The organism is Escherichia sp. HH26CH, assembly GCF_009820205.1.
Lineage (GTDB): Bacteria > Pseudomonadota > Gammaproteobacteria > Enterobacterales > Enterobacteriaceae > Escherichia > Escherichia coli_F.
On record NZ_VNXM01000044.1, the window covers coordinates 71,999 to 88,867 of the forward strand.

19 protein-coding genes are annotated in these 16,869 nt (G+C 50.1%); 9 read left to right on the forward strand and 10 right to left on the reverse strand.

Translation table 11 applies throughout. The features are described 5' to 3' along the window. Positions 1-61 precede the first annotated feature (61 nt). Together cpxA and cpxR are read right to left on the reverse strand one after the other, a co-directional pair. Complete coding sequence (gene cpxA / locus FQ015_RS15945) at positions 62-1,435, reverse strand: envelope stress sensor histidine kinase CpxA (protein WP_000580416.1); 1,374 nt, start codon at positions 1,433-1,435, stop codon at positions 62-64. Continuing rightward, positions 1,432-2,130 (reverse strand): envelope stress response regulator transcription factor CpxR, encoded by a 699-nt coding sequence (gene cpxR / locus FQ015_RS15950; protein ID WP_001033722.1) that lies wholly within the window; start codon positions 2,128-2,130, stop codon positions 1,432-1,434. The genes cpxA and cpxR overlap by 4 nt, the downstream gene beginning before the upstream one ends. A 149-nt stretch (positions 2,131-2,279) precedes the next feature. Here cpxR and cpxP point away from each other — a divergent pair, with 149 nt between their 5' ends. The 5 genes from cpxP (at position 2,280) to cdh (ending at position 7,144) form a co-directional block, all read left to right on the forward strand. Further along, positions 2,280-2,780 (forward strand): cell-envelope stress modulator CpxP, encoded by a 501-nt coding sequence (cpxP, locus tag FQ015_RS15955; protein ID WP_001223800.1) that lies wholly within the window; start codon positions 2,280-2,282, stop codon positions 2,778-2,780. A gap of 148 nt (positions 2,781-2,928) precedes the next feature. Then, positions 2,929-3,831: a CDF family cation-efflux transporter FieF gene (gene fieF / locus FQ015_RS15960; RefSeq protein ID WP_160524256.1), complete on the forward strand. Its 903-nt coding sequence runs from the start codon at positions 2,929-2,931 to the stop codon at positions 3,829-3,831. 180 nt (positions 3,832-4,011) lie between these two features. Then, complete coding sequence (gene pfkA / locus FQ015_RS15965; RefSeq protein WP_001355350.1) at positions 4,012-4,974, forward strand: 6-phosphofructokinase; 963 nt, start codon at positions 4,012-4,014, stop codon at positions 4,972-4,974. A gap of 319 nt (positions 4,975-5,293) precedes the next feature. After that, positions 5,294-6,283, forward strand: coding sequence for a sulfate/thiosulfate ABC transporter substrate-binding protein Sbp (gene sbp / locus FQ015_RS15970; RefSeq protein WP_001045689.1), 990 nt, complete (start codon positions 5,294-5,296; stop codon positions 6,281-6,283). Positions 6,284-6,388: 105 nt separating this feature from the next. Continuing rightward, complete coding sequence (gene cdh, locus FQ015_RS15975) at positions 6,389-7,144, forward strand: CDP-diacylglycerol diphosphatase (protein WP_001355351.1); 756 nt, start codon at positions 6,389-6,391, stop codon at positions 7,142-7,144. Positions 7,145-7,198: 54 nt separating this feature from the next. On the opposite strand, the gene tpiA is transcribed toward cdh, so the two are convergent. After that, positions 7,199-7,966, reverse strand: a complete 768-nt coding sequence (tpiA, locus tag FQ015_RS15980) for a triose-phosphate isomerase (RefSeq protein WP_160524257.1) — start codon at positions 7,964-7,966, stop codon at positions 7,199-7,201. A 107-nt stretch (positions 7,967-8,073) separates the two neighbouring features. Continuing rightward, positions 8,074-8,673 (reverse strand): YiiQ family protein, encoded by a 600-nt coding sequence (locus tag FQ015_RS15985; RefSeq protein WP_000802214.1) that lies wholly within the window; start codon positions 8,671-8,673, stop codon positions 8,074-8,076. Between the two features lie 100 nt (positions 8,674-8,773). Here FQ015_RS15985 and FQ015_RS15990 point away from each other — a divergent pair, with 100 nt between their 5' ends. From FQ015_RS15990 to uspD, 3 genes are all read left to right on the forward strand, one after another. Next, a complete protein-coding gene (locus FQ015_RS15990) occupies positions 8,774-9,214 on the forward strand; it encodes a DUF805 domain-containing protein (RefSeq protein ID WP_000155257.1) in 441 nt (146 codons plus the stop codon). 211 nt (positions 9,215-9,425) lie between these two features. Continuing rightward, positions 9,426-9,725, forward strand: coding sequence for a DUF406 domain-containing protein (locus tag FQ015_RS15995; protein WP_000655986.1), 300 nt, complete (start codon positions 9,426-9,428; stop codon positions 9,723-9,725). Positions 9,726-9,751: 26 nt separating this feature from the next. Continuing rightward, positions 9,752-10,180: a universal stress protein UspD gene (gene uspD / locus FQ015_RS16000; RefSeq protein WP_000323553.1), complete on the forward strand. Its 429-nt coding sequence runs from the start codon at positions 9,752-9,754 to the stop codon at positions 10,178-10,180. A 4-nt stretch (positions 10,181-10,184) separates the two neighbouring features. On the opposite strand, the gene fpr is transcribed toward uspD, so the two are convergent. The 4 genes from fpr to glpF all read right to left on the reverse strand — a co-directional run bounded on the left by fpr (position 10,185) and on the right by glpF (position 14,645). Beyond that, positions 10,185-10,931, reverse strand: coding sequence for a ferredoxin--NADP(+) reductase (gene fpr, locus FQ015_RS16005; RefSeq protein WP_000796321.1), 747 nt, complete (start codon positions 10,929-10,931; stop codon positions 10,185-10,187). A 96-nt stretch (positions 10,932-11,027) separates the two neighbouring features. Next, positions 11,028-12,038 carry a class II fructose-bisphosphatase gene (glpX, locus tag FQ015_RS16010; protein WP_001250644.1) on the reverse strand — a complete coding sequence of 337 codons (1,011 nt, stop codon included), beginning with the start codon at positions 12,036-12,038 and terminating at the stop codon, positions 11,028-11,030. 230 nt (positions 12,039-12,268) lie between these two features. Next, positions 12,269-13,777, reverse strand: a complete 1,509-nt coding sequence (gene glpK / locus FQ015_RS16015; RefSeq protein WP_000136788.1) for a glycerol kinase GlpK — start codon at positions 13,775-13,777, stop codon at positions 12,269-12,271. 22 nt (positions 13,778-13,799) lie between these two features. Next, the gene (glpF, locus tag FQ015_RS16020; protein ID WP_000084268.1) at positions 13,800-14,645 is read right to left on the reverse strand and encodes a glycerol uptake facilitator protein GlpF; all 846 of its coding nucleotides are present in this window, start codon (positions 14,643-14,645) and stop codon (positions 13,800-13,802) included. A gap of 424 nt (positions 14,646-15,069) precedes the next feature. Between glpF and zapB the strand changes: the two genes are divergently transcribed. Next, a complete protein-coding gene (zapB, locus tag FQ015_RS16025; RefSeq protein WP_001296623.1) occupies positions 15,070-15,315 on the forward strand; it encodes a septal ring assembly protein ZapB in 246 nt (81 codons plus the stop codon). A gap of 38 nt (positions 15,316-15,353) precedes the next feature. Here zapB and FQ015_RS16030 read toward each other — a convergent pair whose 3' ends face one another. Together FQ015_RS16030 and rraA are read right to left on the reverse strand one after the other, a co-directional pair. Continuing rightward, complete coding sequence (locus FQ015_RS16030; protein ID WP_123057342.1) at positions 15,354-15,980, reverse strand: hypothetical protein; 627 nt, start codon at positions 15,978-15,980, stop codon at positions 15,354-15,356. Between the two features lie 348 nt (positions 15,981-16,328). Continuing rightward, positions 16,329-16,814 carry a ribonuclease E activity regulator RraA gene (rraA, locus tag FQ015_RS16035; RefSeq protein WP_000872908.1) on the reverse strand — a complete coding sequence of 162 codons (486 nt, stop codon included), beginning with the start codon at positions 16,812-16,814 and terminating at the stop codon, positions 16,329-16,331. Positions 16,815-16,869: the final 55 nt, after the last annotated feature.

Below are 16,869 nucleotides of genomic sequence, written 5' to 3' on the forward strand. Positions count from 1 at the left end.
AGGCATTCTGCTCAAACGCCGGATGCGGCGTAACGCCTTATCCTGCCTACAAATGCGGAGTTTAACTCCGCTTATACAGCGGCAGCCAAATCACCAGCCGCAAACCGCCCAGCGGGCTGTCTTCTGCCTTCACCCAACCACGGTGCTGCTGGATAGCTGTTTCGACAATCGCCAGCCCTAAGCCCGTACCGCCAGATTCACGATCGCGCGCTTCATCGGTGCGATAGAACGGACGGAAAATCTGCTCGCGATCTTCCGGGCTAACGCCAGGACCATCATCATCCACCGTAATGGTGATACCGTCTTTGTCTACCGCGAAGCCTACTTCGATCTTCGTATGGGAATAACGCAGAGCATTACGAACAATGTTTTCCAGCGCGCTTTCCAGGGCGTTTGGGTTGCCGTACAGCGGCCACGGCCCCGGCGGGAAGTTAACTGTAAACGACTTGCCCATCTGTTCCGCTTCGAACGCCGCGTTATCCAGCACTTCGCTCCACAACTGGTTGGCTTTGATTGTCTCGCTCACCAGCGCGTTTTTTTGCTGATTACGTGACATCACCAACAGGTCGTTGATCATGCTGTCCAGACGCTGGGCTTCGGTTTCAATACGCTCCAGTTCCTTGCTTTCACCACTACGACGGCGCAATAACGCCGTACCCAGTTGCAGGCGCGTCAGTGGCGTGCGCAGTTCGTGAGAGATATCAGAAAGCAGGCGCTGCTGGGAGGTCATCATACGTTCCAGTGCGGTGACCATCTGGTTAAAACTGGCACCAGCGGCAAGGAATTCCTGTGGCCCCGCTTCAAGTTCTGGGTGCTGGCGTAAGTTTCCCTGGGCAACTTCATCGGCCGCGTTTTTCAGCTTACGCGCCGGTTTTGCCAGACTCCAGGCCAACCACAACAGCAGCGGCGTACTGACCAGCATGGTGACAATCAGCAGTAATAGCGGGCGGTCAAACAGTAAGTTAATGAAATCGGATTGAGAACTGCTGGCTGGACGAATCAGATAAAGTTGGTAATTATCTTCGCCATCACGCACTGAGAACGGACCGACCAGTTCCACGCGGCCATACTTTTTCTTCTGCGGATGATCGGCGTTATCGGCCTGGCCAATAAAGTTACGAATGATCTGCATTTCGCTGCGTTCAGCGCCGATCACGCGGCCCTCGGTGGTCACCAATAACAAACGCTGTCCTGGCGGTGCCCACTTATCAATCGCCCGGAACAGACGCCGCCACCACATTAAATCGTTGGGCGGATCGTTCGCCAGTTCCGCTTCGACATGCTGCTCAATCATCAGCCCCTGACGCTGTTCGCTATCCAGAAGCTCGGTCATCTGGCGTGAATCGAGCTTGGGTAACATCAAAACCAACATCAACACCAGCGCCAGCGTCAGCCAGAAGATGGCGAAGATGCGCGCAGTTAAGCTGCCTATCATGAAGCAGAAACCATCAGATAGCCGCGACCACGCAAGGTTTTAAACCACGGGTGACCATCTTTACGATCCGGCAGTTTACGACGCAGGTTGGAAATGTGCATATCGATAGCGCGGTCGAAAGGCGTCAGGCGTTTGCCCAGCACTTCCTGGCTTAAATGCTCACGGGAAACCACCTGACCCAGATGCTGTGCCAGCAAATAGAGCAGGGTAAACTCAGTGCCGGTTAACTCCAGCGTTTGCCCGTCGAAGCTGGCTTCCTGACGGCCTGGATTCAGCACTAAGGCATCAACTTCCAGTGTCGGTGAACCGTTGTCGTTGTTTTGCTGTTGCTCGCTCCAGTGCGAACGGCGCAGGATCGCGCGAATACGTGCCACCAGCTCACGATCATTAAACGGTTTCGGGAGATAGTCATCTGCGCCCAGCTCAAGGCCGAGAACGCGATCAAGTTCACTGCCGCGCGCCGTCAACATAATGACAGGCGTCTGGTGTGTCTGGCGAAGTGCTTTTAATGTGTCGATACCATTTTTCTTCGGCATCATGACATCAAGCAAAAGTAAATCAATGCTGTCGTCCAGAAGATCAAGCGCCTGCTCCCCATCGTGGGCAACAATCACGTTGAAGCCTTCCATCTCGAGCAGCTCCTTTAACAGGGAAGTCAGCTCTCGGTCATCATCAACTAACAGGATTTTATTCATTGTTTAAATACCTCCGAGGCAGAAATTACGTCATCAGACGTCGCTAATCCATGACTTTACGTTGTTTTACACCCCCTGACGCATGTTTGCAGCCTGAATCGTAAACTCTCTATCGTTGAATCGCGACAGAAAGATTTTGGGAGCAAATGATGCGCATAGTTACCGCTGCCGTCATGGCCTCAACGCTGGCAGTCAGTTCATTAAGCCACGCTGCTGAAGTCGGTTCAGGCGATAACTGGCATCCGGGTGAAGAACTTACGCAGCGCAGTACGCAGAGCCATATGTTCGACGGCATAAGTTTAACCGAACATCAGCGTCAGCAGATGCGAGATCTTATGCAACAGGCCCGGCACGAACAGCCTCCTGTTAATGTTAGCGAACTGGAGACAATGCATCGCCTTGTCACCGCAGAAAATTTTGATGAAAACGCTGTGCGCGCACAGGCAGAAAAAATGGCGAATGAGCAAATTGCTCGTCAGGTTGAGATGGCAAAAGTCCGCAACCAAATGTATCGCCTGTTAACGCCGGAGCAGCAAGCGGTTTTAAACGAGAAACATCAACAACGAATGGAGCAGTTGCGCGACGTGACGCAATGGCAAAAAAGTTCATCGTTGAAGCTATTGAGTAGTAGCAACTCACGTTCCCAGTAGTAAACCCTGTTTTCCTTGCCATAGACACCATCCCTGTCTTCCCCCACATGATGTGGGGGTTTTTTTTATCCTCAATTTGCCTACTGCTTAATGCATTGCAGATGATTTGCTTCCGTTATACTACCGTCAGTTGATAGCGGGAGTATTTATGAATCAATCTTATGGACGGCTGGTCAGTCGGGCGGCGATTGCTGCAACGGCGATGGCTTCGCTGCTATTGCTGATTAAAATTTTTGCATGGTGGTATACCGGGTCGGTGAGTATTCTCGCCGCGCTGGTGGATTCGCTGGTGGATATCGGCGCGTCGTTGACGAATTTACTGGTGGTGCGATATTCCCTGCAACCTGCCGACGATAATCACTCGTTTGGTCACGGTAAAGCTGAGTCCCTCGCGGCGCTGGCGCAAAGTATGTTTATCTCCGGTTCGGCACTATTCCTGTTTTTGACGGGTATTCAACATCTGGTATCTCCAACACCGATGACAGATCCAGGCGTCGGGGTTATCGTGACAATTGTGGCGCTAATTTGTACGATTATCCTTGTCTCGTTTCAGCGGTGGGTGGTGCGCCGGACGCAAAGCCAGGCGGTGCGGGCTGATATGCTACATTACCAGTCTGATGTTATGATGAACGGCGCAATTCTGCTGGCGCTGGGGTTGTCCTGGTACGGCTGGCATCGCGCCGATGCTCTGTTTGCATTGGGAATCGGCATCTATATTTTATATAGCGCGTTACGCATGGGATATGAGGCGGTACAGTCATTACTGGATCGCGCATTACCTGATGAGGAACGGCAAGAAATTATTGATATCGTGACTTCCTGGCCGGGTGTTAGCGGCGCTCACGATCTTCGCACGCGGCAGTCAGGGCCGACCCGCTTTATTCAGATTCATTTGGAAATGGAAGACTCTCTGCCTTTGGTTCAGGCACATATGGTGGCGGATCAGGTAGAGCAGGCTATTTTTCGGCGTTTTCCGGGATCGGATGTGATTATCCATCAGGACCCCTGTTCCGTCGTACCCAGGGAGGGTAAACGGTCTATGCTTTCATAATCAGTATAAAAGAGAGCCAGACCCGCATTTTGTGTATAAAATACCGCCATTTGGCCTGACCTGAATCAATTCAGCAGGAAGTGATTGTTATACTATTTGCACATTCGTTGGATCACTTCGATGTGCAAGAAGACTTCCGGCAACAGATTTCATTTTGCATTCCAAAGTTCAGAGGTAGTCATGATTAAGAAAATCGGTGTGTTGACAAGCGGCGGTGATGCGCCAGGCATGAACGCCGCAATTCGCGGGGTTGTTCGTTCTGCGCTGACAGAAGGTCTGGAAGTAATGGGTATTTATGACGGCTATCTGGGTCTGTATGAAGACCGTATGGTACAGCTAGACCGTTACAGCGTGTCTGACATGATCAACCGTGGCGGTACGTTCCTCGGTTCTGCGCGTTTCCCGGAATTCCGCGACGAGAACATCCGCGCCGTGGCTATCGAAAACCTGAAAAAACGTGGTATCGACGCGCTGGTGGTTATCGGCGGTGACGGTTCCTACATGGGTGCAATGCGTCTGACCGAAATGGGCTTCCCGTGCATCGGCCTGCCGGGCACTATCGACAACGACATCAAAGGCACTGACTACACTATCGGTTTCTTCACTGCGCTGAGCACCGTTGTAGAAGCGATCGACCGCCTGCGTGACACCTCTTCTTCTCACCAGCGTATTTCCGTGGTGGAAGTGATGGGGCGTTACTGTGGCGATCTGACGCTGGCTGCGGCCATCGCCGGTGGTTGTGAATTCGTTGTGGTTCCGGAAGTTGAATTCAGCCGTGATGACCTGGTAAATGAAATCAAAGCGGGTATCGCGAAAGGTAAGAAACACGCCATTGTGGCAATTACCGAACACATGTGTGATGTTGACGAACTGGCGCATTTCATCGAGAAAGAAACTGGTCGTGAAACCCGTGCAACTGTGTTGGGCCACATTCAGCGTGGTGGTTCTCCGGTGCCTTACGACCGTATTCTGGCTTCCCGTATGGGTGCTTACGCCATTGAACTGCTGCTGGCAGGTTACGGCGGTCGTTGTGTAGGTATCCAGAACGAACAGCTGGTTCACCACGACATCATCGACGCTATCGAAAACATGAAGCGTCCGTTCAAAGGCGACTGGCTGGACTGCGCGAAAAAACTGTATTAATGATTTCGGAAAAAGGCAGATTCCTTTAGCCTGAAACCGATGACAGAAGCAAAAATGCCTGATGCGCTTCGCTTATCAGGCCTACATGAATTCTGCAATTTATTGAATTTGCAAACTTTTGTAGGCCGTGTAAGGCGTTCGCGCCGCATATGGCATGGACAAAGCGCACTTTGTCAGCAATATGAGGCGGATTTCTTCCGCCTTTTTAATCCCCCAACATATACCCGCAAGTTATAGCCAATCTTTTTTTATTCTTTAATGTTTGGTTAACCTTCTGGCACGCTTTGCTCATCACAACACAACATAAGAGAGTCGGGCGATGAACAAGTGGGGCGTAGGGTTAACATTTTTGCTGGCGGCAACCAGCGTTATGGCAAAGGATATTCAGCTTCTTAACGTTTCATATGATCCAACGCGCGAATTGTACGAACAGTACAACAAGGCATTCAGCGCCCACTGGAAACAGCAAACTGGCGATAACGTGGTAATCCGCCAGTCTCATGGTGGTTCCGGTAAACAAGCGACGTCAGTAATCAATGGCATAGAAGCTGATGTTGTCACGCTGGCCCTGGCCTATGACGTGGACGCAATTGCGGAACGCGGGCGGATTGATAAAGAGTGGATCAAACGTCTGCCGGATAACTCCGCACCGTACACTTCCACCATTGTTTTCCTGGTACGTAAGGGCAATCCGAAGCAGATCCATGACTGGAACGATCTGATTAAACCGGGTGTTTCGGTGATCACGCCTAATCCGAAAAGCTCTGGTGGCGCGCGCTGGAACTACCTGGCTGCCTGGGGCTACGCGCTGCACCACAACAACAACGATCAGGCAAAAGCGCAGGATTTTGTTCGGGCACTGTATAAAAACGTCGAAGTTCTGGATTCTGGCGCGCGCGGCTCCACTAACACTTTTGTCGAGCGCGGAATTGGCGATGTACTGATTGCCTGGGAAAACGAAGCTCTGCTGGCAGCGAATGAACTGGGGAAAGATAAATTCGAAATCGTCACGCCGAGTGAGTCTATCCTCGCAGAGCCAACCGTGTCGGTGGTCGATAAAGTGGTTGAGAAAAAAGGTACTAAAGAGGTGGCGGAAGCCTACCTGAAATATCTCTACTCGCCAGAAGGTCAGGAAATTGCCGCGAAAAACTACTACCGTCCGCGCGACGCTGAGGTAGCGAAAAAGTACGAAAATGCGTTTCCAAAATTGAAGTTATTCACCATTGATGAAGAGTTCGGCGGCTGGACGAAAGCGCAAAAAGAGCATTTTGCTAACGGCGGTACGTTCGATCAGATCAGCAAACGCTGATTTCCCCAGGATAATTATCAAACCCGGTGGTTTCTCGCGACCGGGTTTTTTATTTGTCACGATTTTGCGTTACCCTTGCATCTCTTTGAGGTACAGGGAAAAAAGATGAAAAAAGCGGGTCTTCTTTTTTTGGTGATGATAGTTATCGCCGTTGTGGCTGCCGGTATTGGTTACTGGAAATTAACCGGTGAAGAGTCGGATACATTACGTAAGATTGTCCTTGAGGAATGTTTGCCCAATCAGCAGCAAAATCAAAATCCTTCGCCATGTGCGGAAGTCAAACCCAATGCCGGATATGTGGTTTTAAAAGACCTCAATGGTCCACTGCAATATCTGTTGATGCCAACGTATCGTATTAACGGTACTGAAAGCCCTTTGTTGACCGATCCTTCTACGCCTAACTTTTTTTGGTTGGCCTGGCAGGCGCGTGATTTTATGAGTAAAAAATACGGCCAGCCGGTTCCCGATCGCGCGGTTTCTTTAGCGATTAACTCCCGCACCGGACGTACGCAAAACCATTTTCATATTCATATCTCTTGTATTCGCCCTGATGTGCGCGAACAGCTGGATAATAATCTGGCGAACATCAGCAGCCGCTGGTTGCCACTGCCAGGTGGTTTGCACGGGCATGAATACCTGGCGCGTCGGGTAACGGAAAGCGAACTGGTACAACGCAGCCCATTTATGATGCTTGCAGAAGAAGTGCCTGAGGCGCGGGAACATATGGGAAGCTACGGGCTGGCGATGGTGCGGCAGAGTGATAATTCGTTTGTGTTGCTGGCGACACAACGAAATCTACTGACGCTGAACCGTGCTTCAGCCGAGGAAATCCAGGATCATCAGTGTGAGATTTTGCGTTAAGGCGAGGAGTTAAGGAAAGTAAGTGCCGGATATGAAATCCGGCACCTGTCAGACTTAAGCCTGTTTAGCCGCTTCTGCAGCTTTAACGATCACTGCGAAAGCGTCAGCTTTCAGAGACGCACCGCCAACCAGCGCGCCGTCGATGTCTGGCTGAGCAAACAGTTCTGCAGCGTTAGACGCGTTTACAGAGCCGCCGTACTGGATGATTACTTGTTCAGCGATGTTAGCGTCAACTCTAGCGATGTGGTCACGAATGAATTTGTGAACAGCCTGTGCCTGAGCCGGAGTTGCAGATTTGCCAGTACCGATTGCCCATACAGGTTCGTAAGCGATAACCGCACCTTCGAATGCTGCAGCACCCTGAGTTTTCAGTACCGCGTCGATCTGACGTGCACAAACTTCTTCAGTTTTGCCCGCTTCGTTTTCAGCTTCGGTTTCACCGATGCACAGAACCGGAGTCAGACCCTGCTCTTTCAGCACCGCGAATTTTTTCGCGATCAGTTCGTCAGACTCTTTGTGGTAAGTACGACGTTCAGAGTGGCCGATGATGATGTACTGTGCGCCGATGTCTTTCAGCATAGCAGCAGAGGTTTCACCGGTGAATGCGCCGGACAGGTTCAGGTCCACGTTTTGCGCACCCAGCATGATGTGGCTGCCTTCAGCTTCGCGCTTCGCCATATCGATGTACATTTCCGGTGGTGCGATTGCAACCGCACAGCCAGCAACACCTGCCAGCTCTTTACGCAGGTTAGAAACCAGCTCGTGAACCATGTGGCGGCTGCCGTTCAGTTTCCAGTTACCCATCACTAAAGGATGTCGCATTTTAATTCTCCACGCTTATAAGCGAATAAAGGAAGATGGCCGCCCCGCAGGGCAGCAGGTCTGTGAAACAGTATAGAGATTCATCGGCACAAAGGCTTTGCTTTTTGTCATTTATTCAAACCTTCAAGCGATTCAGATAGCGCCAGCTTAATCGGTTCAACAGCGAAGGTCAGCCCCTTTTCGCCGTTGTCCGCGACAACATAACGCAGTGCACCTTCGGTCTCGGTGTAATAACGTTTGTTTTTCCCCGCCGTTAGTAGCGACTGCAGTTTTTTCTGGCTTTGTGTTTTGGTCATTAATGGGGTGAGTGTGCGGATCACCGCTGCCATGTATTCCTGAGCTTTCGCTTTCGCGGCTTTTTGCTCTGGTCCCTGGATGGGTAGCCAGGTCATTTGAATGCTTTTGATTTTTAAGGTACCGCGCTCCAGCGCTGTAGAAGCATACAAGTTCTCATTAATTTTACTTGCAGCACGAGTGAGATTGGCTTTGTCGGGACTGCTGTCGATGGCACGAAATTCGTTCAGTGGCAGGCTGGGATTCTGGCTGTTAAAGTCTTCTCGAAACTGGCTGATGGAGAGATCGAAAGTAGGGGCTCCAGCCAGCAGATAAGGCGCGGTCGTTGCCGTATCTGGTGTTTGTGCATGCGCCGCTGTTGTAACGGTTAATGCAGAACATAAGAGAAAAAACAGCGTACACCCTGGCTTCATTGACAGTACCTTTTGTTATGACTGGCTCCGATTAAAACGATATCTGTCGCCCTTGTCAAAAGGGTAGAATCCTGGAAAAGACAACCATCAAGGAACTTACATGACCATACAGCAATGGTTATTTTCATTTAAAGGGCGTATTGGACGCCGTGATTTCTGGATTTGGATAGGCCTGTGGTTCGCAGGCATGCTGGTGCTTTTCTCACTAGCGGGTAAAAATTTACTCGATATTCAGACCGCGGCGTTTTGCCTTGTGTGCTTGCTTTGGCCAACAGCGGCAGTAACCGTTAAGCGCTTGCATGATCGCGGGCGTTCCGGCGCATGGGCATTTCTGATGATTGTGGCGTGGATGCTGCTGGCGGGTAACTGGGCGATTTTACCTGGTGTCTGGCAATGGGCGGTGGGGCGTTTTGTCCCGACGTTGATTCTGGTGATGATGCTTATCGATCTTGGTGCGTTTGTTGGCACACAAGGCGAAAATAAATATGGTAAAGACACTCAGGATGTGAAGTATAAAGCCGACAATAAATCAAGTAATTAACCTTTAATATATCTCTTACTGCTATTTTTTTCCGGGTTTGTTATTTACACGTTGAAAATGACAATGCCCGGAAAATCCTTCTGATCTCTTCACCTTAAGCAATATCAAAAAAAATGGTAATCCATAAGATCATTACTTGTTTGTTCTTCCCTTAACGGCGCATTATTCTTAAGTCGTAATCGACAGAGAGGCGAATATACAGAGGTGCCCTATGAAAGATGTCGTAGATAAATGCAGTACTAAAGGATGTGCGATTGATATCGGTACGGTGATTGATAACGACAACTGTACCAGTAAGTTTTCGCGCTTTTTTGCCACCCGCGAAGAAGCAGAGTCCTTTATGACTAAACTGAAAGAGCTTGCCGCCGCTGCATCCTCTGCGGATGAAGGGGCCAGCGTGGCCTATAAGATTAAGGATCTGGAGGGGCAAGTTGAGCTTGATGCGGCCTTCACCTTCTCATGCCAGGCCGAGATGATTATTTTTGAGTTATCACTGCGTTCGTTAGCTTGATGGAGTTGCTTTAGAAGGAGTTAAACATGGCTTATAAACACATTGGCGTGGCAATTTCCGGGAATGAAGAAGATGCCTTACTGGTGAATAAAGCCCTGGAGCTCGCCAGACATAATGACGCTCACCTGACGTTAATTCATATTGATGATGGCTTAAGCGAGTTGTATCCGGGTATCTACTTCCCTGCAACAGAGGATATTCTTCAATTGTTGAAGAATAAGTCGGATAACAAGCTGTATAAACTGACGAAAAATATTCAATGGCCGAAGACAAAACTGCGTATTGAACGTGGGGAAATGCCGGAAACACTGCTGGATATTATGCAACAAGAGCAGTGCGACCTCCTTGTCTGTGGTCATCACCACTCATTTATCAACCGTTTGATGCCGGCATACCGCGGGATGATCAATAAGTTGAAAGCGGATCTGCTCATCGTGCCGTTTATCGATAAGTAACCGCTTACCAGTAATGCTCCGCTGTCATATGGCCCGGTCGACGACGTAAATGTTTCGTCATCTGCCGGGTTTCTTTTAGCAACTGTTGCGTATCGCGAACCATCTGTGGATTGCCGCACAGCATCACATGGCTGGTTTCTTTATCCATCGGCAAGCCCACCGCACTTTCCAGTTCACCACTTTCAATTAACGCCGGTATTCGCCCGGTGAGCGAACCCGCCGCCGTTTCCCGACTGACCACCGTCTGAATGCGCAGTTTCCCTTCGTAGCGTTTTTCCAGTTCTTGCATCAGTGGCAGATAACTTAAGTCGGCGGCATAACGTGCGGCGTGAACCAGAACCAGATTTTTGAAGCGATCTAAATCTTTGCCCAGTTGCAGAATTGATAAATAAGGGCCAATCGCTGTACCGGTTGCCAGCATCCACAGTGTTTCGCAGTCAGGGACCTCATCCAGCACAAAGAAGCCAGCTGCTTCGCTAACCACCTGTACTTCATCGCCCGGTTTCAGTGCCGCTAATCGTGGGCTTAATTTTCCATCGGGGACGGTCACCAGGTAAAACTCCAGATCGGGATTATCAGGAGAGTTAACGTAGGAATAGGCACGCTGGACGCGTTCGCCGTCAATTTCAAGGCCTAGTTTGGTGAATTGCCCGGCAGTAAATGGAAGCACGGGAGCGTGAACGGTGAGACTAAACAGGGCGTCGGTCCAGTTCTGCACTTTAGTGACTTTGCCTGTTACCCAATCAGCCATGTTTTTCTCCTGTTTTGATTGACTTGCCTTATCTTCGTTCTCCGAACAAAAAAATTCCAGTCCCGAAGGACTGGAAGGCTCAATCGATCAAATCACTCAGAGAATGTGCACCTGCATTTCCGGGTCTTTACGATCCAGATAGTGGATGGATTGAATGCGACGAATGGTGCGTGATTTACCGCGGATCAGCAGTGTTTCGGTGGTGGCGATATTGCCTTTGCGGCTAATACCTTCCAGCAGATCACCTTTGGTGATGCCAGTGGCAGAAAAGATGACGTTGTCGCTGCGCGCCATATCGCCCAGACGCAACACTTTACCCGCTTCGATGCCCATCGCTTTGCAGCGCGCCAGCTCCTGCTCGCCAATGCGGCGATTTTCTTCGTTGTCGCCTTTAACGTCATGACGTGCCAGCAGACGACCATTCATGTCACCATCTAATGCGCGGATCACCGCCGCAGAAACCACGCCTTCCGGCGCGCCACCAATACCGTACAGCACGTCAACTTCGCTGTCTGGCATACAGGTGAGAATTGAGGCTGCCACATCGCCATCCGGAATAGCAAATACGCGCACGCCGAGTTGCTGCATTTCTGCGATAACGGCATCGTGGCGCGGTTTTGCCAGAATCGTTACCGTCAGTTCGCTCAACGGTTTGCCGAGCGCCGCCGCAACATTGCGCAGGTTATCCGCCAGCGGCAGGTTCAGATCAATGGTGCCTTTGGCTCCCGGTCCGACGATCAGCTTCTCCATATACATATCTGGCGCGTTGAGGAAGCAGCCTTTATCGCCTACTGCCAGCACCGCCAGCGCGTTAGCCTGGCCCATCGCCGTCATGCGCGTGCCTTCAATCGGATCAACAGCAATATCTACCGCATCACCGCGACCGGTACCGACTTTTTCACCAATGTAGAGCATCGGTGCTTCGTCGATTTCACCTTCACCAATGACGATGGTGCCGTCAATGTTGACCTGGTTGAGCATAATACGCATGGCGTTAACCGCCGCGCCGTCCGCGGTGTTTTTATCGCCGCGTCCTAACCATTTGTAGCCAGCCAGCGCCGCAGATTCGGTGACGCGGGAAAATTCGATGGCAAGTTCTCGTCTCATAGCAAACTCTAAGCAGTAAGGAATGGCGCGAAGTGTAGCACAGGGGAAGGGCAGGATTATTGATGTGTGCGGGGGTTGCCCCCGCACGATTTCAGAGTCTACGACATGCCAGATGCGGCGTGAACGCCTTATCCGGCCTACACAAAATGGCATCGGCTCGTAGGCCTGATAAGACGCGTAAGCGTCGCATCAGGCGATCAGTATCAGGCAATTGGTTCAGATGCCTGATATTACTCGTCGTGTTCTTCCCACGCCATCGCGCGTTTGACCGCTTTTTTCCAGCCAGCGTAACGGTAATTACGCTCGGTGGTTTCGATGCCAGGACGGAACTCGCGCTCAATCACCGCTTTCTCTTGCAGCTCGTCAAGATTCTGCCAGAAGCCTACCGCCAGACCGGCAAGATAGGCCGCACCCAATGCGGTGACTTCGCGTACTTCCGGGCGTTCAACGCGCGTGCCGAGAATATCGGACTGGAACTGCATCAGGAAATTGTTCGCCACTGCGCCGCCATCCACGCGCAGGGCGTGCAGACGAATACCAGAATCGGCCTGCATCGCTTCCAGCACGTCACGCGTCTGATAAGCAATAGACTCCAGCGTCGCGCGTATAATGTGGTTAGCGTTCACTCCACGAGTCAGACCGAAAATCGCCCCGCGCGCATACGGATCCCAGTACGGCGCACCCAGCCCGGTAAACGCCGGAACCACATACACACCGTTGGTATTTTGTACTTTGGTGGCGAAATATTCGGAATCGTAGGCGTCATTAATCAGCTTCATCTCATCACGCAGCCACTGAATGGATGCGCCCGCCATAAACACCGCACCTTCCAGCGCATAGTTTACTTCGCCAGTTGGGCCACAGGCGATGGTGGTCAGCAGGCCGTTTTCTGATTTCACCGCTTTCTCGCCGGTGTTCATCAGCATAAAGCAGCCAGTGCCGTAGGTATTCTTCGCCATCCCTTCTTTCACGCACAACTGACCAAACAGCGCCGCCTGCTGGTCACCGGCGATCCCGGAGATTGGAATACGCGTGCCGCCTTTGCCGCCAATGTTAGTCTGACCGTACACTTCGGAAGAACGACGCACTTCTGGCAGCATCTCGCGCGGAATATCCAGCACTTCCAGCATTTTGTCGTCCCAGTCCAGGGTATGGATGTTGAACAACATGGTACGAGAGGCGTTGGTGTAATCGGTCACATGGACACGGCCCTGAGTCATTTTCCAGATAAGCCACGTATCCACCGTACCAAACAGCAATTCACCACGACGTGCACGCTCGCGAGAGCCTTCCACATGGTCGAGGATCCACTTCACTTTGGTGCCAGAGAAGTACGGGTCAATCACCAGACCGGTATTGCTGCGGATATAATCTTCTAAACCGTCACGTTTTAAATGCTCGCAGATTTCTGCGGTACGACGACACTGCCAGACAATAGCGTTATAGATAGGCTTGCCGGTTTCTTTTTCCCAGACAATAGTGGTTTCACGCTGATTCGTAATACCGATAGCTGCAATTTGATCGGAACTGATATCGGCTTTCGCCAGCACTTCTACCAGCGTGGAGCTTTGGGTGGCCCAGATTTCCATTGGGTCGTGTTCTACCCAGCCTGGTTTTGGGTAGATTTGCTCAAATTCGCGCTGTGACACGCTAATGATATTGGCATCGTGATCCATTACGACCGCGCGGGAGCTGGTGGTGCCCTGGTCGAGCGCAACGATATATTTTTTTTCAGTCATGTTTAATTGTCCCGTAGTCATATTACAGCGAAGCTTTTTGTTCTGAAGGAGTTGTGGTCTCCTTTTCTTCCACAACACAGATATCGCAAGGCAAATGGCGACCAATCAGTTTGCGATAGGCAAATGCACCTACAATCGCGCCAACGATAGGGCCAAAAAGCGGCACCAGGAAGTAAGGAATGTCTCTGCCGCCGGTAAAGGCGACATTGCCCCAGCCCGCCAGCCAGGCAAAGACTTTCGGACCGAAGTCACGCGCTGGGTTCATGGCAAAGCCCGTCAATGGGCCCATAGATGCGCCAATGACCGCAATCAGTAGACCAATCAGCAAGGGAGCCAAAGGGCCGCGTGGTACACCGTTGCCATCGTCCGTTAACGCCAGGATCAGCCCCATCAGAATAGCGGTAATCACCATCTCAACTGCGAAAGCCTGCACAAAATTGATATGAGGATTAGGGTAAGTAGAGAAAGTGCCAGCCAGATCAACACTTTCAACGCTGCCGCGAACAATGTGATGAGTCTGCTCGAAGTCGAAAAATAAATTGTAGTAAAGCCCGTAAACTAAAGCCGCAGCGCAGAAAGCGCCGGCAACTTGTGAAACGATAAAAGGAATAACTTTGCGCTTGTCGAAACAGGCAAACAGCCACAATGCAATGGTAACAGCGGGGTTAAGATGCGCGCCGGAAACCCCTGCGGTCAGGTAGATGGCCATTGCCACCCCCAGTCCCCAAATGACACTGATTTCCCACTGACCAAAAGACGCACCAGCGACTTTTAGTGCTGCAACGCAACCCACACCGAAAAAAATCAACAACCCGGTACCGAGGAATTCAGCAATGCACTGGCCTTTCAAGGTTGATGTTTGACTCATAATCGGATCCTGAAGAGTTAATGTTTGTTGTATGCGTGAAAGTCACGGACCTCCACGATGCTTGTAGGCATGCTGTAAACTTATCGTTAACGAGCAAAAACGAGAAATATCGAACTTAAAATGTGTGTGCTTCGTCATAAAATGAGCGTTATCGCGCCATTTATTCCATCTGATTGTACATGATGCATGTTTGTTAGATCATTCGCGCAACAAATTTATTAACATTTTCGATTTGCGTGGATTATGTCTCCAGGAGAAGGATGAAAAGTGTGGCAAACCGTAATCTGCAAGGCGTGCCGCTGGACAGCGATGGCGCGGCTTCATACAATCGGAGCTAACTAAAGTGCGCTCGTATTTATTAAGGCGTCACCGGTAATCGGGACGAGGATTTTTATCCATCAACGCCTTGCAATTCAGGAGAGGTATGACAATGTCATTAGAAGTGTTTGAGAAACTGGAAGCAAAAGTACAGCAGGCGATTGATACCATCACTCTGTTGCAGATGGAAATCGAAGAGCTGAAAGAAAAAAACAACTCACTGTCGCAGGAAGTTCAAAATGCCCAGCATCAGCGCGAAGAGCTGGAGCGTGAGAACAACCATCTGAAAGAACAGCAGAACGGCTGGCAGGAACGTCTGCAGGCCCTGCTGGGTCGCATGGAAGAGGTTTAATCTCTTCCACGCAGAGGCGCCGCAAGGCGCCTTATTTTTTACTTCACTGCATTTTTAGCGGAAAGCATAATCTCCATCGCCTGTTGGCGATATTTATCTGCCGTATCTGGCGCCATTAATGCAATGATCCCCACAGCCCTGGGGGTGTCTTCAAGATAAACACTGATGGTTCTTTTCTGCTGACCATCAAAATTTATCAACACATCCTGATACTTACAGGTGAAATGTTTGGCATTACAATCATGAAACTGGAAGGCTTCCTCATTGTATTGATCCTTGAGATTGTCTCGCTGCTTCTTCTTTAACGCTTCCAGCGGGTCATCGGCGCTACGTCCTGCGGGCAGGCGGAAAGCAGAAATGAAGACGCTATTATCCTCACTTCTTATATCAATGGTTTTATTAGTACTAATGGAAACCGTATTCCAGTGTCGGTTCGGGATAGTCACGGTTATCGCAGCATTCTCAAAGGTATATTGCCACGGGGTAAACATACGAAACGTATTGCCGACTTTGGATAAAAGCAGGATTCCCAATACCCAACAGCACCCGCGAGTAAAACTGGCGAAGTTACGTTTTTTTTTAATAAATGCGCACAGAATACCTGACACAAGCACGGGAAGTAACAACGGCCCCAGAAATACTGAACCGATATACTCGCCAACCATGCCAGGATCTCCAGACAGTAGGTTGCTGTGCTGAAGATGACTAAGAAAAGTAGTTATTATCCATAGTATTAATAAGATAACGTATCTCATATCAATCCCTTATTATATAATACGTTCGCTACTAACGATGATTCATATCCCTATTCCCAGAATAGTTAATTTACCATATAGCATTAATTTTTAATGCTGCATATTTTTATGAAATGATTTATCGATAATTAATTTATATTGTCAGATGTGAACTATTGATATTTAAAATGAATTAAATAAAAACAAACGATAGTCTTTATGAATATTTTGCATATAAAAAAGGGGAATTTAATTCCCCTTTTAACGCATGGCAGGTACTTATTCAATATCCAGCGGATCTTCTGAAAGAATAATCCCGGTATTGTCGGCATAAAGATGGTCACCGGAGAAGAAGGTGACGCCGCCAAAATTAACGCGGACATCGCTTTCGCCAATGCCTTCGCCAGCGGCACCGACTGGAATTGCTGCCATCGCCTGGATGCCGATATCCAGCTCTTCCAGGTCATCTACCTGACGCACCGCGCCGTAAATGACCAGGCCTTCCCATTCATTTTGTACTGCCAGACGCGCCAGCTCAGCATCGACCAGTGCGCGACGAACAGAACCACCGCCATCAACGACGAGAACACGACCACGGCCATTCTGTTCGAGCAGATCGTACAGCAACCCGTTGTCCTCGAAACATTTTACCGTGATTATTTGTCCGCCAAACGACGCCCGTCCGCCAAAGTTGGAGAACAGCGGTTCCACGACGTTAACATCTTCTTGATAGATGTCACAAAGCTCGGAAGTATCGTATTTCATAGGCTTAACATTCAGTTGCTGCGAGAATTTTCAGTATATCGCGCTATGTGGGCTG